Genomic DNA, 22,046 nt, shown 5'->3' with positions numbered 1-22,046 from the left:
TCCTCCTTAGAAAATGCGGTAATTGGCGATTTTGTAAGCCATCCGGTAGGCAGTAATAACGAGGAACATGGCGACAAAGGATTTAAACAAACCAACCGCAGTCGCAAAGCTCATTTTGCCATTCAAAATACCCATCCGGTAAACAAACGTGTCAATAATATCGCCTTTATCATATACAAGTGGATTGTACAGGTTGAAAATCTGGTCAAATCCGGCATTAAGAATATTCCCCAGTGATAGTGTTCCCACGACAATAATCATCGGCACGAGTGCAGGCAGCGTAATGTGCAGAGTTTGCTTAAGCCGTGTTGCTCCGTCAACTTCCGAAGCTTCGTACAGAGCAGGGTTGATGCCCGCGAGGGCTGCAAGAAAGACAATGGTACCAAATCCGAATTCCTTCCATACATCACTAATGACCACGGTTACACGGAACCAGTCGCCATCTCCCAGAAAGAAGATCGGTTCAATGCCAACAGCCGCCAGCACCTGATTAATCAGTCCGCCCTCGGGGGAAAGCATGTCCAGCAGGATGCCGCCCAGTACAACCCAGGACAGGAAGTGGGGCAGGTATACCAGCGTCTGCGAGAACCTTTTGAACGTGGAGTTCCGTACTTCATTCAGCAAAATGGCAAACACAACCGGGGCCACGAGTCCGGCCACAATCTTCATGGCTGCAATCAGTACCGTGTTCCAGATGACCTGAACACTGTCCGGATATTCGAACATGAATCGGAAGTTATCCCATCCTACCCATTTGGAGCCGGTGAATCCCAGCCATGGTTTGAAATCCTGAAAAGCAATAATAATGCCGCCCATAGGCACATAGGCGAACAGCAATGTGAGCAGTACCGAAGGCAGCAGCATCAGATGCAGCGGCCAAGTGCGTTTGAAATTCCAGCGGGTACGTTTGCGTGGATTGTGTGTTGCCTGCCGCACCGGCGTATTGGTCGTTAGTGGTTGTTCCATAGCCATCAGGTCCCTCCTTTATATCGTCCAGCCTCTGCATCATGAGGCCAGTCAGCCTCTGCAAAAAGTGGAGCAACTGAATTATAGCAATGGAAACGGGTGGGCTATAGAACAACATTTCAAGGCGGATGTTGATTTATTAACTTGTTGATATAACAACACATAAAGGGGGGAACAGAGCACTATTCAAGAAAAATGAACATCAAATGAAGCAGCCGACCGAGAGGCCAAAAAGGGCTTCAAGCGAAATTCAGTATAGATATGTAAGGGGTTTCAATATAAAATAGGACTTCGATGTGTATCCTTACTTAACCGAGACAGGGTGAAGCAATGAAATTTACAGTATTCTCAAAAACAGTTATGCTGCTGGTCTGCTTGCTGGTACCTATCTTGTTGCTCTATACCTACGCTAATCAGGCGAACGTGGACATGATCGTGGAGGAGAAGCAACAGTCCAGCTTGAACCAGTTCAACTATTTTAGCTCTCAGGTAGATAAAAATATTGAGCAGCTCTCGCTTTACGGGTTGACTTTACTACGTGATCCCAGCATTCTCCACTATCGTTACATGACAGAATCGACCAGCCAATATGAGAAAAACAGCATCTATCTCGATATCCTCGACAAATTGTCGCTATACCAGTCCACCAGCCGCTGGAAGAACGATATTACCATTGTGCTGCCTCAGGCAGAGTTGGTATTGTCCACTATGTCGAACCGGACGGTCTTTAATGAGAAGATGTTGAATTTTCCACAGCCAGGCCGATGGCAGTTGAATGAAGGCAGCTTCACTTATTTCTTTACGGATAACTACGAGTGGAATGAAAAACCTGTGACCACGGATGTACGGACGGTGATGGAGATTGATTTTGACCCGATGAACATTGTTGCGATGCTGGATGATTTCAAGGAGGCCCAGGGAGGAGATCCTTTTCTACTCGTCCCGGGCAACGAGCCTCTGTTAAATCGTAGTGCAGACCCCGAACTAGTGGAAGCTATCATGGAGGACATGCCGCTAAACGCGTTAGGCAGTGAAGGCAACCATCAGCTGGAGGTGGGGGGCAAGCAGTACTTGGTCAGTTATGTGTTCTCCAAACAGCTGAACGGAATCTATGTTAACCCGGTTGTGCTGGATGATCTGCTCACGCCGATGGACAAGAGCCGAAATATGTTTATAACCTCGATTTTGCTGCTGCTCGTGCTCAGTATTGGCGCTGCCCTGTTGTTATACCGAAAGGTACAGGTGCCGATACAACGTCTAATGAGAGGATTGCAGCAGATTCGCAAAGGGCAGCTGTCCACACGAATTCCGGTCGATCACTCCCGTGATGAATTCGCGTACCTGACGCAGAGCTTCAACCACATGGCCGAGCAAATTCAGGAACTGATCGAAAAGGTTTACGAGGAACGCATCCGTTCACGGGAAGCAACGTTAAAGCATCTGCAATCACAGATTAATCCTCATTTTCTGTACAATTGCCTGTTTTATATTAAAAATATGACGCAGCTCGGCAACCGCGAAGCGGTTATTGCCATGTCGCTCAGTCTGGGAGATTACTATCGGTACATCACACGTGATGAGAACGATATGACGACCGTGGAAGAGGAGATTCGGTTGCTGGACAATTATTTGTCCATCCAACAGATGCGCACCAATCGTTTGTCGTATGAGATTGCCGTACCGCAAGAGCTGATGCAACAGCACATCCCAAGGCTGTTGATCCAGCCTATCGTGGAGAATGCAGTCATTCACGGTATTGAACCGATGGAGGGTAGCGGTCACATCGTGGTTACAGGCATGGCAGCACAAGAGCAAATTGATGGAAAGCAATACACACGATACAGTCTGTTTGTCGATAACGATGGTGTTACTTTGACGCCGGAAGAGATTGCTGGTCTTGAACGAGAAATCAATGAACCGATGGGTGAAGAAATTGGCACGGGCACCTGGAATGTACACCAGCGGCTCGTTACACGATATGGTCATTCTTCGGGGCTTCACTTTGCATCGATCCCTTATGGGGGTCTCAGTGTAGAAATACGATGGTTTGAGGAGGAGTATCCTAATGATGAATCTAATGGTCGTGGATGATGAACATTCAGCGGTGGAATCGATTGCATCCTCCATACCGTGGAGGGAACATGGGATTGGACAGGTGTATAAGGCGTATTCAGTTAAAGAGGCTTTGCAGCAAATGACGGCACATCAGGTCCATATTATCATCACCGATATTCGTATGCCGGGCTTGTCCGGTCTGGATCTGGTGAGTCATATTCGGCAAAAGTGGGAGCGGACCAAATGTATCATTTTATCCGGGCATGCTTCCTTTGATTATGCGAAGCAGGCACTCCGTCATGGAACAGTGAGTTATCTACTGAAGCCAGTGCGGGATGAGGAACTGATTGAAGCCGTGCAGCAGGCTTCCGTCCAGATTCGGCTGGAGGGAGAGAAACAATTGATGCATCAGCGCGCTATGTATTCGGTGAGAGAGCATTTACCGGAGAAGCGGGCTGGATTAATGAAGGATGTGCTGCTGGGGCACAAATTTGCGGAGAGTGAACTTGTGGAAAAGCTGGAGCAATTGGAGATTGGTTTCCGTCCCCAGGACAAAATGCAGCTACTGCTCATTCGCTATGATGACCCACAGCCAACGCACAAGGCATTCAGGTTAATGAAATACGCTATCTCTAATGTAGTGGAGGAGATCTTTGGCAGCAGCTATCATCTCTGCCATACGGACGATGCCTATGATGATCTCGTCTTCATGGCTAGCCCCAAACAGGCACAGTCTGAACCGGAAATCTTAATGGGACGGCTCGGAGAACGATTACTTCACAGTGTGAAGCAGTATTTAAACGCGACGATTTCACTGTCAGTTAGCCGGATCGGTCGTTTTCCAGAGCAGGTTCCGCAGCTGTACCATCAGGCTGTAAGTGCCTTGCGCAAGCAGGCGGAAGCGGGTAAAGGACTGCATCTCAATGCGGCTGCCGGCTCCCATGGAGCAACATTGAAATCACTTGCCGCACTTTATGAGCCACCTGGACTGACTGCATTGCTGGAAGCAGGACGGATGGAGGATGCAAACCGCAAGATTGATTCTATTTTCGCCGAGTTATCGGATAGTGTGTTCCCCGAGCATGTATATGTTGCTTTTCACTATCTCGCAGCCGCTTTCTCATACATGGCTCATCGGGAGGGTAGACAGCTGTCCGATGTCCTTGGTGAGCAGTATCAGCAGCTGTTGAAGGACGGTTACGGCGTGTCGCTTCGCAGTCTGGAAGCATGGACCCGGAGTGTGATGGAACAATGGGCTCAGAGCACATCCGACACGGGCCAGGAAAGTGGATCGAGCATGATCAGACAGGTCCAGCAATGGATTGACCATCATCTGGGTGAAGATCTTTCCTTGCAGGTCATTGCCGGGGAGGTACATCTGCACCCGGTGTACTTGTCCAAAATGTATAAACAATCCACAGGTGAAGGTATCAGTGATTACATTATCCGTTCGCGGATGGAACGTGCTGTTCACTTGCTGAAGCACACGGTAATGAAGATTTATGAAGTCGGCCAGGAAGTGGGATATAACAATACCCCTTATTTCATTCAAGTATTCCGCAAACATTATGGCTTGACCCCGCAGGATTTTCGGAACGGTTAACAAATCAATATGAACATTGAAATTGTGATATATGTTTGCTTCCCCGGCTGCACTATCCTTTTCATGTAAGGGTATTCAAAGTGATTGAGGAGGGGTTTCATGTATAGAAAAATGATGACTGCATTGCTTGCACTGACAATGGTTGCCGTAACGGCATGCAGTTCGGGGGCAAAGGAAGAACCATCCAAGGAAGCGGCTGCGCCACTTGCGTTGCAAGACGGTAAGTATGAACCTGCGGTTCAGATGAGCTATTTGCGAGCCTGGAATGATGATACAAAATTCAAGAACGGAGAGACTGCACAGAACAACGTGCACACTAAATGGGCCAAAGAACGACTGGGTATCGACCTAACCACGCCTTGGGCTGTGTCGGTGACCAACGATGCTTTTTACACGAAGCTTCGCCTCTCCCTGTCGGCTAACGAGGAGCTACCGGATATCGTCTCCATCCGTGGTGACTACAATCTGGTGCGTGAATTGATTGAGTCGGGTAAATTCGCCGATGCAGGTGAATTGTTCGACAAGTATGCATCCGACACATGGAAAGGGGCTGCCGAATCCGCATCGGAAGAGTGGTACCCGTACATGTATGAAGGCGCACGGTATGGTATCCCAATCTTCGACTATGCCTACAACGGCGACCCAGTTATGTTTATCCGTGAAGACTGGCTGAAGAAGCTGGGCCTGGAAGAGCCAAAAACGATTGATGAACTCGTTGCGGTAATGGATGCATTTACAAATCAGGACCCAGATGGTAACGGTAAGAAAGATACGTATGGTCTGACGGTCGGCATGAAAAATGCCCTCAATACCTGGATGACCGAATCCGGCTGGATCTTCGGAATGTATAACACGATGCCGGGACAATGGAATTTGAATGCAGAAGGAACACTGGAATACGGATCGGTTCAACCGGGTGTGAAAGAAGGTCTTGCAACGATGAAAGATTGGTTGTCCAAAGGCTATCTGCCGAAGGAAGCCGGCGTATATGACGAGATTAAGGCAGCCGAACTGTTTACAGCAGGCAAAGCCGGAATCATTGTGGGACCACACTGGATGCCGAACTGGCCGATCGATGATGTGAAGAAAAATGTGGACGGTGCTACCTACAAAGCAATTGCCCTGCCAACCGGACCAACTGGCGAGAGCCATCACCACGGTTCAGGTGCGAGCAATGGGGTTGTATTGATCAATAAAGATATGGAAAACCCGGAAATCTTCTTCACATATCAAAATTATTTGTTCGATAACTTTGCCAATCCGGAAGTGGGCGGGGAGTTCGAACATGGCTTTGCCCAAGGATATGACTTTGATATTGTAGACGGTAAAGTGCTTGGTGAAGCTGATTTGAAAGACGGCGTATCTCCGCTGAAGTATACTCTCACTTATGATGGTGCTCGTATTCCGAACCTGATGATGGATACACTGGCTGAGCTTGCTACAGGTAAGGAGCCTGTAACACCATTTGAGAAAAATACGAAAATTGCCAACAAACCTGAAGTGTTCGCTGCGGCTCAAGTCGTGGTAGCCCATAAGGATGATGCAATTAAGAACAAATTTACGGGTGCACCTACGGATACCATGAAAATGAAGAAAGACGCTCTCGACAAGCTGGAGAAAGATACGTTCAGCAAAATCATTTATGGTCAAGTTGGCGTCGATGAATTCGATGCGTTCGTGACGAAGTGGAAATCCATGGGCGGCGATGCAATCACAACGGAAGTCAATGAATGGTTCAAAACAGTCAATTAAACCTGTGAATGATTCACTAGATGAATCATACTAAAGTTATAAAAGAGTGAAAATGTATTTCGTGAATACACCGGATTTGGGCGGGAAACCGCCTGATTCCGGTGTTTTTGTTGTTGCATGAGGATGCATAGACATGGGCAGGAGAGAGGATCATTCTTTTTTCAGCGAACAACCGTGCGTATGACTTATTGTTCCGGGTGTGCTTGAGAGAGTAAAATAATAGGTAGACTACGAACGTAGATACGTATTTTATATAGATGGTTTGCGAAATTATCAGAGATTAGTAGGAGTTTTTGGGCTGTAGACGTTAGTGGACATCAGCAGATATCAGCAGACATTAGATAAATGGGAAGGCGGTCGAGAGGATGAGTACACTCTATGATCAGGCAATGGAAGAGATGATTGGAGCAATTCATGAATGGTTTGATGAACAGATGAAGCGGGGGGACCTGGAAAAGGCTGTGAAGCGAACAACGCTGCAAATGGGGATCTTTAATGATATTTTGCTGGATTACAGACCTGGACGGACCACGGTGGACAGTGTGGATCTTGGATTGGATGAAGGATTGAAATCGAAGAAAGTCGGTCCCTTTACGGAGGAACAGGTGCGAAATGAAATCCAGCCCAAGCTTGTAGAAGTGGTTCAAGAGAAATTGGACAAATGGGCGGATACGCCCTTGATCGACTATCGTTTTACCTTTCGCGGGAAATTTCCAACGACAGAAGGAAAGCTTCAAGTGACCATGCTCGAATATATCAACGAAGGGAAAAGGCAGCAGTTGCTTGAGCGCATTCATACATACGTAGACCAAAAGCTGCTGAAAGGTTCATATCCAACAAAGCCGTTGGAATCCTTTTTTCTGACGCGTCATCTGCTTGATCCAAAATTGTTTCCTGAACTGAACGTAGCGTGGACTATAGCGCAATATGATCGCATACAGGAGTTAAACAAAGGGCGTCAGGAAGCCCTGCCGGAGCATCGTGGTGATATTATCCGTGCGATAACGTCATGGGCGGAGAATTATTTTTTGCCACAATACTTTGATGTACAGCCTTCAGCGTACAGCGCCAATGTATATACACTCAAGCCAGGTGCTTCTTTGGAGGAAGACGAGGCTCATAGTGAGCATGAGAAGCAGGCGGCACAGCCTATTGATCTGCTGCTATATGCAGCCGTAATGATTCTTCGTTATGAGCCTAGTTACAGTAAACCGAAAGGCCTTACTTTCTTGGAGCTGGCCAAACAATTGGGCAGCAGCCGTGCGGTTCGCATGATGACAGAAGGTAGCGGAATCTATGCTAAGGAAGATATTCATGTGAAAAATGTGCTGGTGGAGTTCACCGCGAACGATGTGTTCTCGATTATTACCATCAACATTCGCAAGGAAGAAGCAGCTGCCTACGAACAGGCTCTTGCTTTTATTATCCGTCTGTTGAAGCAGGGCTTCCCAAAAAGCTACAAGATCAAGCTCAAATCCAGCGTGAAGCAATACCTGCCAATTAAAGGACTCGCGAAGTCGGATACGCATCGCTTTTTTGCTAACGCATTGGCATATCCAGAGCTGTTACCACTTCTTGAAGAATATGCACGTGAAGCTATTGAAGAATTCGAATTTTACGAGGATACCGAAAGTGAAAAGAGCTGTATGCCAGGCAGCTATGCTACCTTCGGACTTGGGCTGACAGATCAGCGGTATTTCCCTTTGGTTGAATATTACATGGGCAAAGTAGATGATGAGCATCAGTTGGTACAGGATAAGTTCACCGTTGCCTTTGCTGAGACACACGGGGTTACGGTCAGTTCTATACCTGCGTTAGTTGCTTGCTTGAGCCGTTCTACGGATTATCTGAAGCTGAAGATCCAGCCGGAACTGGAAAATGAAGAGAAGCTTGAGCCTTTGGTGAAACAGCTGCAAAGGCTGGAGTCTTATGAAGTGGAGCGAGCGCTATATCCGATCTGGGGCAAGGTGGAGAAGCTTGCAACGCTGGCCCGCAAGGCCAACGGAAGAAGGAAAGAATTGCTGTTAGAACTGTTAAAGGCAGCAGGGAAATAAGGGTATGCCTGTGAGGGCTTTAAGGCAGTTTAGGGCAAAAGTGAAAGGTGGGGGAGTGTGTGGAAGCATTAAATCGGGAGGCATGGAAAGGATTATCTGCTCAGGAAAAAGAGGAACTAATGCGTGGGATGGTCAATCATTTTCCCGTAGGTATGCAGTATAAAGGATTGGAGACATTTGAACGATACGGTCAGGGAATCGAGACAGGTGTATTTTCATATGATGAGCAGAAATTTGTGTTTGTGCCTGGTGACCGGGTAATACTCGGGTGGGATCGCTGGCAGGATGGGATGAACGACGAGACTTCCGCGGATTTGCTGGAGACGGTCAGTGAGTATGGTGTGGAGAATGTGGATTCTTTTTTGTGTAGCCAGATGTCTCCGGTTAGGGAAGTTCAGATTGCCCCCATGCTGGTGGAGTGTGGCAATCATTCGCTTGGCTGGATTGAAGTGTCGGAGGCAGAGGCGATGGCGCAGGAGAATGCCTGTTTTGCAGAAGAGTTGGAGAAATTCAAGCTGTCCGATCTAAATCAATATGAACTGCATCAAGAGTTCCGTCTGGTTCGTCAAGGTGAGGAAGTTCAGATATTTTGGTTCAATGAAGAGTTGACACTGGAGTACTTCATCGAGGAAGAAGAAAAAACGGGTTTTGGTTTGCTTACTGAAGATGAGTGGGAATATCTGTATGGAGGTGGCTGCCGTACGTTATTTCCATGGGGAGACAGCTTTGACTACACGATGAAATTAAAGCATTTTGGAAGCCTCGAAGGAGTGCAGGGAATCGTGGATGAAACGGCAGAGCCGGACCCTTCCCTATTTGAAGAGGATGACCGTCCATATGATCTGGAGCTGCCCAACTTTTTTGGTATCCAGTTTGCAGGAGATCCCTATACGTATGAACTTACGCTTGATGCATCTGGAACCATGATACCCAAAGGGGGCGACGGTGGTGCGATGATCTGTGGTGGCATGGGACCGTTGGTCGGTTTTCTGCCCGCTGCAGCCGTATACTATCGTGACGGTAATGCAGGGGAATTGGACTGGGAGGATATGATCGATTATATGAACTATCGGAGAGTGATCCGTTTAGCCGATTGGGCAAGGTGAATTTTATAGTGGACAAATTAGTAGAGGGACGGTGTCACTTGCTGTGCCTCTATGCATTTTTGGGTAAATATAATCAGGTTAATCACCCCAATATCAGGAGCGAGGGCGCATTGAGTGCAGTTGTATTACCTTTTACAATAAAATGATAGACTTTTCCATAACATGTTTAACTTATACTAAGGAAAAGAGGGAATGGACTTGCCTTCATATACATCGTTTGAATGTTCCGGCCGAGAGGCCTTGTTTCTGTTTCAACTGATGAATATTCCCGAAGCGGACCAGCTTATCAGGGATCTGAATGATCCCCCATTGGAGGGTAAGCAGGCGGAGTGCATGTATAAACAAGTTGTTAACCGTCTGGTTAAAGATAGTGTCATTGAAGTAGAAGGTGGACAAGTCACTATAGATCCGCAAGTACATAACCTGCTGATGGGGTGTAAGCTCAGTAGTGCAGTTACCCGACTTGATCTGCATATAGCGGATGGTGAATCGTCCGTGATTTATGGTTTTTTGTCAGGCATGCAAATTGTTGAATGGGTATGGACACCCACACGGGATCAGGCGTTACTGTCTTCTTTCGAAGAATTGCAGGATCTGTTCCAACTCATGGGGAACCGGATAGAGTTGCCCGATACGGCAGAGGAAATGATGCGCACACCCATTCAGGCAGAAACGTTGCAGCAACTATCCGCGTTACCGATTGGATCAGACTTCGAGACCATGCAATCGATTCTACAGCAGGACCATCATCTCAATGAATCGTTGATCAACAAGCTATCCCATGCTTTCGCAACGATCCGGAGAAGGGGGCAATTTGACGTGTACACTCGTGGCACGGAGGGTAAGTCGCAAACCATTTATTTTCTGGGCAGTACCGATGGCAATTGGTTATTCCTAGAAGGTAAAGATACAGATCTGACCGCATTCAAGGTGACCGAAGAAGAGTTGGTGCAGAGTCTGTTTTTGCTAACGACACGTTCATTATCTATGTTGCCTGCGGTTTAAACATGTGGAATCATCTACTTAAGTCGAAGGAGGAAGTCCAGTTGACCAAAATTATCATGAAAGCGGAGTACCTGAACTCCCTCGCACAGCAGATTGAACAGGTTACCGCACAACTGCAGCAGGTAGATGGCGCTCTGCAACGTTCCATTCAGGGTGCAGCCTGGCAGTCTGGGAATCGTCAAACCATCATTGGGTTATACCAGACACACCAGCAGCGGTTTCAGAACGCTGGAGAGAATATGCAGCAACTGGCGGCATTTGTGAAAACGACCCGTGAGCGAATGGAACAAGAGGATCAGTCAGGTGGTACATTTGGGCTGACCGGAATTAATCCATTCGCTCCATTCGATGGACCGGGAAGTACGGTAGGAACACTGACAGGAGCTGCGGCTGTTGCCCGGTTGGGATATCGCGTAAAAAACGGATTTATGGTCAAGCCACAGCTGGACCGGAATACGCCACGTATTTTGGTTCGTGAAAGCTACGATTCGGTCAAAGATAACAAGATTGTGAACGGAAGACCCAGAGACTACAAAATTCACTATGTCCGTGACATTGAAGCCAAACTTAACAATGGAACCGCTACCCCGCAGATTAAGGAAATAGCCTCTATGGTCAAGCCGGGTTATGCGGTCAAGTCTGCATTAACGGACAAGTTGGGATGGGCAAGTGTTGGCATTGATGTCTTCACAGATACCCAGGAGAACATTAGCCATAATGCGACTAGTGACAAAATCGCTGGAGATATCATCGGTAATGTTGTTGTCGGCGGCGCAACAACCGTTGGCGCAACACTCCTGACAGCGGCTATTCTGCCTGCTGCAGCACCTGTGTTGGCAGTAGGCGCAGTTGGTTTGGGCGTATCCGTAGGCCTGACTTATCTTGCGGAAGGGGTAACGATGAATATGGATCTGGACGGCGATGGGAAGGATGATTCTGTGAAGGATGTCGTTAAGCATGGTGCGAAGAAAGCCTGGTCTACAGTAGCGGGGTGGTTTAAATAAATGGCAAGCAAAAAAAGTAAAAATTCAACGACCGGTACCACGGTTTCTGCAATGTATGAAGGAACGTCCTATCACCGGGAGACGTTCGAAAACTATCTGGCTGTATATGCGGTAGAGGGCATTCGGTTCAGTGCGGGTACGCTGGTACTTTTCTTTCTTAACATATTTCTGTTGATTCCCGTGTTCAGTGTTCCGTTCCAACCCGTATACGCTTATATTCTCCTGCCGCTGCTGGTGGTGATGAATGTGTGGGCCGTCGCCTTGATCGTAACACCACGAAAGTTGCAGCTGAATTATGTCCTGTTTCGGGGTGTGTTTGGGATCGTCTGTTCTTTGGGCTTTATGATTATTGTGCAAAAGTTTGCATACGGTATGTTGGGCTTCACAACGCCGTGGTACGCCATTGGATCGTTTGTCTTATATGGATTTGCCTTATATCAGTATGCGAAGTTTCATTTGCGTAAACTGCGACAGTCCCCTCACCGAAAAAAAGGGGAAATGGGCTCCAGAATGCCAGTCGCTATGTTAACGATGTTAACGGGAGCTGGATATCTTCTGGCCAACATTTCACTGGCTTTTATTACGCAGCAGACCGTAGCTGTTGTGCTCATGTGTGTGTACATTATGCTGGCTTTTGTCGTATTTCACTTTATTATGGATGTACACCGATATTACTGGCTTCGCCGGGTGTTGAACAAGTCTAATGAAGTTCATGCCAATAAAAACATAAAATGATAAAGGAGCATGATCACTATGGAAAAAGAAACATCCACTTTACTGCCCAATGGCTCCGTCATCCTTTTAAAAGAAGGCACCAAAAAGCTAATCATCTATGGACGCAAGCAAATGTTGATGACGGAAACACCACGTCAGTTCGATTATATTGGCTGTTTGTATCCGGAAGGGTATATCAATGCGGATTATACGTATGTATTTAATCATGAAGATATCGAAGAGATCATTTTCAAGGGTTATGCTGATGAGGAAGAAGAGGCTTTTGCTGTATGTTTGAGTGAATCATAGAAATCTCAAAAAGCCATGGCCTTGAGAGAATGATAAATCATCATCTTCGGGTACATGGTTTTTTTGATGCAATGTGATGTGACATGTGTTTTGCTTTATCGGGACTGATCTACTTCACGAAAACGGGTCGCCGTCTGCTGAAGACTATTGCTTGTCTCCTGCAATCCACGCAAATAATGGCTTATAGACGTTATGCTACCATTTATTCGTTGTAAAAACTCACGCTGGCGCTCACCTTCCCACTGACCTTCAGACTGGTCAATTATCGTTTTGAGCTGCGCAAGGATATCATGTCCGTTTTGCGAGGCCTTGTTGAATTCACCCGCAAGTTGCTGCAGTTCCTCCGGGGATAGATCGATCCGCTGGTCCATTATGATCTACTCCTTATCTTTTCTTCTGTTAAATGCAGTATACTTCATTATAACGTTATTCAATATGAAATGAATCTGGACAAAAGCCTTGTTTTTAGAATCATAGCGATCATTTGGAATAGGACAAAGCACACATCAAATCTGTCCCTCATCAGGAAGAGCAGAATGATGTGTGTTTGTTATGGTGTATGATTTTCAGTGTGATTCCTTAATTTTAAATTCGAAATTATTTCACTTTTTGCACAGATACGGCCATTTGCTCCAGCTGTGTGTGAGTTAATGCGTTTTTTGGTGAGCTGAGGGTCACATAACGATCATCCAGTTTGAATGTCAGCATATCGGTTTGATCCGGTGTATACCATTTGGCGGTAACGCCGTTGGGCAGTTTTACATTTTTGCCGTCATAGCTGAAGGAATAGTCTTTGGGTGAAACTGTCACGTTCATGTGATTAAAAACAAAATTTACGCCGTCCCCGCCAGCACCTACACTTTTAAACGTATCCCCGGCAATCATGTGTTGTGGTGCGTAAGCAGTCTCAAATCCTTGGAATTTTGCAAATGCTTTGCGAATGGCAGCCGACTGTTCTTGTGTATATTTCACATCAGCGAACCCGGTAACGCCCTGATCATTGCCTTGAACCTTTTGCACAGATACAGCCACTTGCTGCAGCTGAGCCTGAGTCAGCTTATGATCCGGTGAGCTAATCGTAACGTAACGATCATCCAGTTTGAACGTGAGCATACCCGTTTGATCCGGTGTGTACCATTTGGCTGTGACGCCATTAGACAGTTTTACGTCTTTGCCATTGTAACCATCCGAATAATCTCTTGGAGACACACCCACTTTCATATGACTGAACGTAAAGCTTACACCGTCTTCTCCAGCTCCCACACTCTTGAACGTATCACCTGCAATCATTTGCTGAGGAGCATAAGCTGCCTCGAAACCATCGAACTGTGCAAATGCCTTTTGAATGGCTTCTTTTTGCGCTGCGCTATAAGATACGTTGTTCAGCGTGGATGGGTTGTTTGTAGCTTCACCGATAATGACCTGTCCTTTTTTGCCGTCATACGATACAGGTACGTGCAGCGCATCAGCAATGGCACGTACAGGCAGATAAGTGGAATTGTTGTAAGTGATTGGAGCCAGTTTGTTGCCATTGCCATCCGTTGGTGAGTACGCCGCACCGTCTACATTGAAGCTGATACCGTGGTTGAGATATGCCGAGATTTTTTCCAATTGAGTACCAGCGAATACACCCGTTGCTCCTGTTAATGTCATGCCCAATACCATCATCGTTGCTGCGGATTTCTTCAAGTTTTTCTTCATCATATATCTCTCCTTTAAATTGTGTTATTTATAATGGCTTGCTGTCCTTATGGCTTTATATTACCCGCTGAACATATCCAGAATAATTCTGAATTATCTCCAACTTGTAAACATGTGTAAGGATCTTGCCATTTGGAATTTGTTATATACAGAGGAGAGCATTCACATTATAGATGATGGAGAAGCAAGGAGAGAGAAGCAGGAGAGATTGCAGCTGACTTTGAGCAGGGATATGAACAGGGAGGTAATTCGTTCAGCAGGAAAAGTTTTTACGAACAAACGCATTTGTGGGTGGTACGTGGACTCTTGACCGTTATAAGAGAGAGGGGAATGGTTCGCCAAACCACCCCATATGTACAACGGAACATTGAATTACTTGAAAAGTTTAAACATGTACTTTGCTGACAACCAAGTCATTCAGTTGAATAAATACAGGACGAAACCTCCTATGCCGAGAACGATGGCACCAACGTATACATAGGTAAGTTTGCTCAGGTTTTGCTTGGTTCTGCGATCATACTCGGGGTTGCTGGTCTGATTCGCTTTCGAATTCCCAATAATCATCGTAGCGATCCCACCGAACAGGGCGATGCCAACAATTAAAATATAGGGCAGCAATGTCATGCGATGACCTCCTTCATTGAAATCAATCGTTCTGTTCATTGTACTTCAGGTTCACTTTGGATGTAAGCTTTTATTGATAAATATAGGAAAATAAAGTCCTTTACTTACAGTATGCATGCAGTGCTGGATAGAACGGATCACTATAATTTTAAAATTTTAAATTTGAGACAAACCTTGTTGTGGCGCGTATTCGCGGCTTTCCTGGAAGGAGGCTGCGATTTTTTTTGCCCAGAGAGTGATCCAGATTGAAGAACCCTGCGTTACACCCTATGAAGACGAGGACGAGGAAACAAAGGATAAACAAAACTAACCGAGGAGTGAACACGTAATGAAAATGAAAATGAAGAAATTTATCGCACCCATGCTGAGCTTGACGCTTCTGATGCCAGGAATCGCCGGGGCTGCAGCAGCACCACAGACACCAATGACTACAATGAAGGCAAGTGTCAATACACCTGCTGCTGACCTGAGAGCGAGCCTGGATCACCTGTTATCCGAACACTTTGCACTCGCAGTAACCGCAATGGCGAAGGCATATGACGGAGCAAAAGATGCGGACGCAGCTTACAAAGCACTCGACCAAAATGCATTGGATATGCAGCCGGCTATCGCTTCCCTTTACGGTGATGCAGGAGCCAAAGAATTCGAACGCATCTTCCGTGCTCATAACAAATATACAGACGATCTTGTGAAAGCAACTAAAATGGGCAACCAGGCTGGGATCAAACAGGCACAGGATAACATCAATGGTTTTGTAGAAGAATTCTCTACATTCCTGAGCACAGCAACCGAAGGAAAATTGCCAAAAGCAGCAGCCAAAAATGCTTTGAAAGTACATGAAGATCTCGTGCAAAAAGTATTTGATGAATATGTCGCTGGTGACTACTCAGATGCATACAAAGCGTATCGTGAGGGCTTCAAAGAAATGTTCGACGTGAGTAAAGCACTTTCCACAGCAATCACAACACAAATGCCTGAGAAATTCGAGAATAGCAAAGCAGATACACCAGCAGCTGATCTGAGATCAGCGTTGAATCACCTGGCTTCCGAGCATTTTGCTCTGTCGGCTCTGCAGATGCAAGAGCAATATGATGGCCGCACAGCAGCATCGAATGCACTGGTTACAGCTGAAGCTGGAAACACAACGGATTTCAAAGCAGCGATCGCTTCCATTTACGGTAACGACGGTGCGAATGCGTTCGAAAAAATTTGGGTAACCAACCATGTGAATGCACAAAGCGACTATGTAACAGCTGTTAAAAACAATGATGCAACGGCTCGTGCAGCTGTTGAGAAACGTATTGACGGATTCACGACGGAGTTCGCTACATTCCTGGATTCCGCAACAGCAGGCAACCTGCCAAAAGCTGCCGGACAACAAACACTGACTACACATGAGAAGCAAGTGCAACAAGTATTGGATCAATATGCTGCGGCTAACTACGAAGGTTCGTACACAACAAACCATGAAGGATTCAAAGTCATGTTTGGTGTAGGTCAAGCCCTTGGTAATGCAATCGTGACTCAATTCAACGACAAATTCCAAGAGCAACCCACTACACCGACAATGCCCGAAACCAATACAACAACGGTATGGATGCAACTGAACAGCAAAATGCTGAAAATCAATGACAAAACAACCAACATGGATACAACACCAATGCTTTGGAAGAACACAACCTACATTCCACTGCGCTTCCTGAGCGAAGGAATTGGTGCAACCGTGAAATGGGATAAAAAAGCACAGCAAGTAACCGTAATGGCTGGTAAGGATACACTGGAATTTTGGGTAAACAACAACGTTATGGAAGTGAACGATATGAAGAAAAACGTTGGAGCAACGGTCTTTGTTAACAAAGATGGACGTACGCAAGTACCACTGCGTTTCATCGCTGAGCTTCTTGGCTGGGATGTAAAATGGGCTCAAAAAGATGGCTCTATCACACTGACTAAATCCATGTAATTACTATTCATAAAAGAAGTACGAAAAAAGCTGCCCCATACGGCAGCTTTTTTTTGTCGTTTCAGCGGCTCCACCTCATTTTACTTGGTGAACTTGCAATCCAATCTGTATAACTTGGACGCAAAAAGGCCACATCAAAATATTCAAATATTTGGTATAATCAAGGAAGTCAGCAACCTCACTGCAACATGTTATTTATCAGGATGCGGTGATGGACTGTACATAATCGTAATCACTAGCCCGTTGGAGTCATGTATGTTGTATTATTATTCGGTATGATCAAACAAGAAGAGGGGGTTCAAGCGGATGGACACAGCTTCAAAGCCTGAGCGACGGGCAAAAAATATTGATACCCGTCTGTTTATTGCCTGGGCCGTATCAGTCATTGCGACTGGAGGCAGCCTTTATTTTAGTGAGATTAAGGGATATATCCCCTGTGATCTGTGCTGGTTCCAACGGATCTTCATGTATCCGTTAACGATTTTACTGGGTATTGCCTACTTCAAGGATGACGTGGGCATCACCAAATATGTTCTTCCGCTCAGTTTCATCGGAGGCGGGATCTCGCTATACCATGTGACGATTCAGCGTATCTACTCGGCAACGGGTAGTGCAGTGGCATGCGGCCAAATTCCGTGTTATACCGATTACTTGAACTGGTTTGGTTTCATTACCATTCCTTTGCTTGCACTGATCGCATTTATCATCATTATTGTTATGCTGTGGGGAATTGGCAAAACACCAAAATCTTCTTTATAAAAGAAAGGACAGATAATTGATGAACGGACAAGTCCGTTGGTTCATGCCATTCATCATTCTGACCCTCCTGATTGTAGGGTGTTCGGAACAGAAGCAGTCCCAGTCGGGTGAGATGCCGGAGATGATCAGGGTAAAGCTCATGGTACCGGACAAGGTGTCCATTAAGAAAAATGTTGCCCTGCAAATCCAGCTTACACAAGGGGGGCAGCCTGTGAATGATGCGGACCATGTGCAGTTTCAGATCTGGAATGAACAGGACGAACCTGAGGCACCTTCTCTGGAACAAGGTATGATGAGTTCAGAAGAACTTGAAGCCAAGGGAGCAATCACCGCGAAATCAGCAGGTGAAGGATTGTATGAAGCAAGCTATACGTTTGAGCAATCCGGAGTCTATATCGTTCAGGTCCATGTCACTGCTGGTGCAATGCATACCATGCCCCGAACGAAGGTAACTGTGGAAGAATAAATCGATGATTACAGCCCGATAATGTGTACGTACAAGCCACTTCTGGCGTCGTCGTTTATCGGGTTTTTGCACGTGTAATCCATGAATGTATGTTTCTCGTTTTTCTACCTTGACCTTGAAGTATACTTCAAGGTTTATCCTTGATGTATTACAACATGTTGGAGGTAAGGTCAATGAGAATTTTGGAATGGATTTTAGTCATCGTGACGGTTATTAGCGCAGTAGTTATGTTGACGACTACCAAACGTCGGGCAGTGAAAGTCGGTACGTTGTCGGCACTGGTACTGGCAATTCTGTTGCATAGGGTAATTGATCATTTTCGTGTGCAGTTGCTGCCCACCTATATCGTGGCCCTTGTTATACTAATTGTATTGGCTGTTCAACTGTGGACGTCTGGGCACAATATTCAAAATATGCAGAAACAGAAACGTCGTTCGTGGTTCAAAATCATTTTGGCATCCATTCTGGTCCTGGCTCTCAGCGCAGGTTCAATGGTGTTGACGTCGCTTTTCCCTGCATTCACGATGCCTGAACCGACAGGTTCATTCGCCATAGGCACCTATTCGCAGCAGCTAACGGATGAAACCCGGGAAGAGACCAAGACGGCTGAAGCGGGTGATAAGCGAGAACTGATGATCAATGTCTGGTATCCTGTAGACCAGGAAACAGCCGAAGGATTGCCGCTCGAGCATTATCCTGCCGAGTTGGGAGAGGCGATCAGTCTCGTATTTGGAATTCCACCGATGGTGTTCAGTTACCTTGACACGATTCCCACGCATGTTGTAAAAGGCGCTGGGGTGTCTTCCGCACAGAGCAAATATCCAGTATTGCTGTTCTCACCTGGAATACGCTCAGCACGCTTTCAAAGTATGACCGCGATTGAGGAACTTGTAAGCCACGGCTACATTGTTGTTGGAATCGACCATCCATATACATCTGCTCAAGTGACATTCCCGGATGGACATGTTGCTTCTTATGAGCCGGATCCTGACTATCCAACGTCAGAGGAACTATATCAACATAATATAGAAGGTGTTGGTATTCGTGCAGCTGACGCAAGCTTTGTACTGGATACGCTCACCCAGTGGAATAAACATGATCCGAATCAACTGCTCGAAGGCAAACTTGATCTGGATCATGTCGGTATCTTTGGTCACTCCTACGGTGGTGCGACAACAGCGGAAGCGCTGGCGCAGGATAGCCGTTTCAAAGCAGGACTCAGTTTGGAAGGCGGATTCTGGGGGACCGTATCCACGACAGCCTTGAAACAGCCGTTTATGTATATCATGTCGGGTGGAACAGCCAAAAGTTTGGACCCGAATGCCGCTGCCAAGGATAAAGTATTTTATCCCGAGTTTGAACCGGATTTGGATCGGGTGATGACAAGCAGTCTCAATGACACGTATTACTTGACCGTGGATCATTTCTTCCATCAGAGTTTCACGGATATCCCGTTAATTTCACCTAAAATGTTTGCCAAGGGCATGACGCCTGAGCATAATGTGGACATTACAAGATCGTATACATTGGCATTCTTTGACCGTTACTTAAAGGGGGAAGAGGAGCAGCCTTTACTGGAAGGGCCGGCAGTCCGTTTCCCCGAGGCCACCTATGATACCAAGTATACCAAGCTGCGCAGCAAGCAGGCGGATTAATGCGTAGAAGGATGGAGGAGTAGGCATGAAAACGATGACAAGAGGAGAGTTGGCCAAACGTACGGGTGTGAGCATGGCAACGCTTCGGTATTACGAGGACAGCGGTATTCTGCCTGCTCCCCGTCGTTCGTCCAATGGATATCGTGTGTATACCGAGGATTATCTGGTTAAGATCAAATTCATTAAGGATGCTCAATCGCTGGGTTATTCCTTAAAGGAAATACAGGATACGTTGAAGCTGCTCAGTCAGGAGGACATGGAGAGTGAAGCATTAAAAGAACTCGTACGTGACCGAATTGCTGAGATCCAGTTGCATATCGATAACCTGCAGCAGATGCAGACGCTTCTTGCCGGGCTGCTCATGACACCAGAGCACGATATTCACAATTATATTAAATCTTTCCGAATCAATAAGGAAGATGAGAATTCGTAAGGTAACTTCATTCATAAAATAACCCTTTAACCAATAAACACCTTCAAAGTATCATCTCTGACGCGTCTGGCGTGAGAGATATCTTTGAAGGTGTCTTTATGTTTCCGGCTTTCATAACGATTCAAAACAAGCCTGCTTCGCGCAGGAAATGGTGGACAATTTCCGTCTGATACTTGATCCGGTCCGAACGGTTCAGACTCCAGCAGGTCTCCACCGTAACCGAGCGCGCTTGCAGCAGACGAGCTGCGGCTGTTCGTGCTGAACCGGGCAACTCGTGCTGCTTCAGGTTGAAGTGCCTGTCACGAATGGGAATCGAACGATTCATTCGCCCTATTATTCGTTTGCATACCGGAGCAGCCCTGCTGCCTGGATTGGTGATCAAGGTTTGTCCCAGTACCCGTGAGCTGCGTTGGGATAATCCGTTGGCTTCATGCAGATCCAGCCACCAGTCCGGTCCATGTTGACGGGCAAGCTGGAAGACGGCGGAAGCAAGCGGATGTTTGGCTTTCCCAGAGACTTGACGGGGGAACATGCGGTTTAAATCAGGTTTTCCTCGGCTGTTGTTTCGATAAGCCTTCTGATTCACCCGTGGAACAATGATGAGGAGTCCGCGAAGCACGTGTAGCCGCCCTGTCATACAGTCATCTGCGAGCTTCTGTGCAGCAGCCATACTCGCGGTTTCGTTTCCGTGAACTCCGGATGTAATCATGATGACAGGGCCGTGATTCATGCCTCGAACGATGTAATAGGGAGTGGCGTGTGCACTGGATGCAGCGAGTGTGTGTTTGGTCACAAGCATGACACTTCACCTCCGTTATTACATTACGTCATGTCCCTCCCGCATGTAACGGCATTCGAACAGGCCCTCATCCAGATCTGAATAAAATAGGCCAGTCAATATGCCCGATGAATAATATCCTCGAAATCCGGTTCTTTCATCTCAACATCTTCAATCTCGCCCCATTGCTCGAGCTGCTTCAGAATGTCCATCGTGCTCCACTCTTTTCGGTTCACCTCGACAGTGACGATCTGGCCCTCTGCCCTTGTAATTTGAATGGCGGATGATATGGCATCCGGGATATGAAACGAACCGCGGTATGTCACCCGGATAAGCGTTGGCAGACCGATGGCATCCCGCAGGGAAGGGATCGATCCGTCATACGTAAGCTGACCGTGGTTGATTACCATCACGCGACTGCATAACTGCTCAATGTCGTCCATGTCATGGGTGGTCAGCAAAATCGTTTTGCCAAACTCCTCATTTAATGTACGAAGAAATTGACGAATGTTCCGCTTCGCGTTCACATCCAGTCCAATCGTCGGTTCATCGAGAAAAAGAAGTTCCGGGTCATGCAGCATGGAAGCTGCCAGATCAGCACGCATCCGCTGTCCAAGCGAGAGCTTGCGGACAGGTGTGGCCCAGAATGATTCAAGATCCAGCAGCTCGGCGAACTGGGCTAATCGTTTCGTTTTGTCCTCGGCACGGACTCCGTACATCTCGGCCAAAATATCATACGAATCCTTCACGGGCAGATCCCACCAGAGCTGGCTGCGCTGTCCGAACACGACACCGAGGCGTCCAACCGTGCGGCGTCTTTCCTGGTGTGGATTCATGCCATCGAGCAATACCTCACCCGAGGTCGGATGAAGGATACCCGTCAGCATTTTGATCGTGGTGGATTTGCCAGCCCCATTGGGGCCGATATATCCAACAAACTCTCCTTTGCCAATATCAAAGCTAATGTCTCGAACCGCTTCTTTGGACAGATATTCACGTGAAAACAAGGTGCGAAGCCCGGAGAACCGGCCCTCGCGTACCACAGGTGTTTTGAACTCCTTTTGCAGATGCCGCGCTATAATCATAGTCATGACGATAC

Annotated in this window: 20 protein-coding genes; 14 read left to right on the top strand and 6 right to left on the bottom strand. The window is 46.8% G+C overall.

Annotated features, from left to right (window positions below):
• Nucleotides 1–6: 6 nt before the first annotated feature.
• On the bottom strand, nucleotides 7–966 hold the full coding sequence (locus tag AMS66_RS07345; RefSeq protein ID WP_407944529.1) for an ABC transporter permease: 960 nt from the start codon (nucleotides 964–966) through the stop codon (nucleotides 7–9).
• A gap of 330 nt (nucleotides 967–1,296) precedes the next feature.
• Between AMS66_RS07345 and AMS66_RS07340 the strand changes: the two genes are divergently transcribed.
• The 9 genes from AMS66_RS07340 (at nucleotide 1,297) to AMS66_RS07300 (ending at nucleotide 12,568) form a co-directional block, all read left to right on the top strand.
• Nucleotides 1,297–3,057: a sensor histidine kinase gene (locus AMS66_RS07340; protein ID WP_053780173.1), complete on the top strand. Its 1,761-nt coding sequence runs from the start codon at nucleotides 1,297–1,299 to the stop codon at nucleotides 3,055–3,057.
• Nucleotides 3,032–4,624, top strand: coding sequence for a response regulator transcription factor (locus tag AMS66_RS07335; protein WP_053780172.1), 1,593 nt, complete (start codon nucleotides 3,032–3,034; stop codon nucleotides 4,622–4,624). Before AMS66_RS07340 ends, AMS66_RS07335 begins: the two co-directional genes overlap by 26 nt.
• A gap of 99 nt (nucleotides 4,625–4,723) precedes the next feature.
• Nucleotides 4,724–6,376, top strand: coding sequence for an extracellular solute-binding protein (locus tag AMS66_RS07330; protein WP_053780171.1), 1,653 nt, complete (start codon nucleotides 4,724–4,726; stop codon nucleotides 6,374–6,376).
• A 365-nt stretch (nucleotides 6,377–6,741) separates the two neighbouring features.
• Complete coding sequence (locus AMS66_RS07325) at nucleotides 6,742–8,430, top strand: DUF6138 family protein (protein ID WP_053780170.1); 1,689 nt, start codon at nucleotides 6,742–6,744, stop codon at nucleotides 8,428–8,430.
• 59 nt (nucleotides 8,431–8,489) lie between these two features.
• Nucleotides 8,490–9,536 (top strand): hypothetical protein, encoded by a 1,047-nt coding sequence (locus tag AMS66_RS07320; protein ID WP_053780169.1) that lies wholly within the window; start codon nucleotides 8,490–8,492, stop codon nucleotides 9,534–9,536.
• Nucleotides 9,537–9,728: 192 nt separating this feature from the next.
• Nucleotides 9,729–10,541, top strand: a complete 813-nt coding sequence (locus tag AMS66_RS07315) for a hypothetical protein (protein ID WP_053780168.1) — start codon at nucleotides 9,729–9,731, stop codon at nucleotides 10,539–10,541.
• Between the two features lie 41 nt (nucleotides 10,542–10,582).
• Nucleotides 10,583–11,545 carry a hypothetical protein gene (locus tag AMS66_RS33545; protein ID WP_236703265.1) on the top strand — a complete coding sequence of 321 codons (963 nt, stop codon included), beginning with the start codon at nucleotides 10,583–10,585 and terminating at the stop codon, nucleotides 11,543–11,545.
• Nucleotides 11,546–12,280 (top strand): hypothetical protein, encoded by a 735-nt coding sequence (locus tag AMS66_RS07305; RefSeq protein ID WP_407944528.1) that lies wholly within the window; start codon nucleotides 11,546–11,548, stop codon nucleotides 12,278–12,280.
• A gap of 18 nt (nucleotides 12,281–12,298) precedes the next feature.
• Nucleotides 12,299–12,568 carry a DUF4176 domain-containing protein gene (locus AMS66_RS07300; protein ID WP_053780167.1) on the top strand — a complete coding sequence of 90 codons (270 nt, stop codon included), beginning with the start codon at nucleotides 12,299–12,301 and terminating at the stop codon, nucleotides 12,566–12,568.
• A 95-nt stretch (nucleotides 12,569–12,663) separates the two neighbouring features.
• Here AMS66_RS07300 and AMS66_RS07295 read toward each other — a convergent pair whose 3' ends face one another.
• The 3 genes from AMS66_RS07295 to AMS66_RS07285 form a co-directional block, all read right to left on the bottom strand.
• Nucleotides 12,664–12,939 (bottom strand): WXG100 family type VII secretion target, encoded by a 276-nt coding sequence (locus tag AMS66_RS07295; protein ID WP_053780166.1) that lies wholly within the window; start codon nucleotides 12,937–12,939, stop codon nucleotides 12,664–12,666.
• A gap of 226 nt (nucleotides 12,940–13,165) precedes the next feature.
• Nucleotides 13,166–14,272 carry a stalk domain-containing protein gene (locus tag AMS66_RS07290; RefSeq protein ID WP_236703264.1) on the bottom strand — a complete coding sequence of 369 codons (1,107 nt, stop codon included), beginning with the start codon at nucleotides 14,270–14,272 and terminating at the stop codon, nucleotides 13,166–13,168.
• Between the two features lie 414 nt (nucleotides 14,273–14,686).
• Nucleotides 14,687–14,893 carry a hypothetical protein gene (locus AMS66_RS07285; RefSeq protein WP_053780164.1) on the bottom strand — a complete coding sequence of 69 codons (207 nt, stop codon included), beginning with the start codon at nucleotides 14,891–14,893 and terminating at the stop codon, nucleotides 14,687–14,689.
• 334 nt (nucleotides 14,894–15,227) lie between these two features.
• On the opposite strand from AMS66_RS07285, the gene AMS66_RS07280 reads away from it, so the two are divergent.
• The 5 genes from AMS66_RS07280 (at nucleotide 15,228) to AMS66_RS07260 (ending at nucleotide 20,169) form a co-directional block, all read left to right on the top strand.
• Nucleotides 15,228–16,856 (top strand): copper amine oxidase N-terminal domain-containing protein, encoded by a 1,629-nt coding sequence (locus AMS66_RS07280; protein WP_053780216.1) that lies wholly within the window; start codon nucleotides 15,228–15,230, stop codon nucleotides 16,854–16,856.
• A gap of 306 nt (nucleotides 16,857–17,162) precedes the next feature.
• Complete coding sequence (locus AMS66_RS07275) at nucleotides 17,163–17,615, top strand: disulfide oxidoreductase (protein ID WP_053780163.1); 453 nt, start codon at nucleotides 17,163–17,165, stop codon at nucleotides 17,613–17,615.
• Nucleotides 17,616–17,634: 19 nt separating this feature from the next.
• Nucleotides 17,635–18,081: a FixH family protein gene (locus tag AMS66_RS07270; protein ID WP_053780162.1), complete on the top strand. Its 447-nt coding sequence runs from the start codon at nucleotides 17,635–17,637 to the stop codon at nucleotides 18,079–18,081.
• Between the two features lie 173 nt (nucleotides 18,082–18,254).
• Entirely contained in the window at nucleotides 18,255–19,736 is a 1,482-nt protein-coding gene (locus AMS66_RS07265) for an alpha/beta hydrolase family protein (protein ID WP_053780161.1), read from the top strand.
• Nucleotides 19,737–19,761: 25 nt separating this feature from the next.
• Complete coding sequence (locus AMS66_RS07260) at nucleotides 19,762–20,169, top strand: MerR family transcriptional regulator (RefSeq protein ID WP_053780160.1); 408 nt, start codon at nucleotides 19,762–19,764, stop codon at nucleotides 20,167–20,169.
• A gap of 121 nt (nucleotides 20,170–20,290) precedes the next feature.
• On the opposite strand, the gene AMS66_RS07255 is transcribed toward AMS66_RS07260, so the two are convergent.
• Both AMS66_RS07255 and AMS66_RS07250 read right to left on the bottom strand, forming a co-directional pair.
• Entirely contained in the window at nucleotides 20,291–20,968 is a 678-nt protein-coding gene (locus AMS66_RS07255; protein WP_053780159.1) for a M14 family metallopeptidase, read from the bottom strand.
• A 95-nt stretch (nucleotides 20,969–21,063) separates the two neighbouring features.
• A complete protein-coding gene (locus AMS66_RS07250) occupies nucleotides 21,064–22,032 on the bottom strand; it encodes an ABC transporter ATP-binding protein (RefSeq protein ID WP_053780215.1) in 969 nt (322 codons plus the stop codon).
• Nucleotides 22,033–22,046 lie beyond the last annotated feature (14 nt).

The sequence above is a fragment of the Paenibacillus xylanivorans genome (assembly GCF_001280595.1).
Taxonomy (GTDB): domain Bacteria; phylum Bacillota; class Bacilli; order Paenibacillales; family Paenibacillaceae; genus Paenibacillus; species Paenibacillus xylanivorans.
The sequence above is the reverse complement of the archived record's forward strand: the minus strand, read 5'-3'. Positions and strand labels throughout refer to the sequence as shown.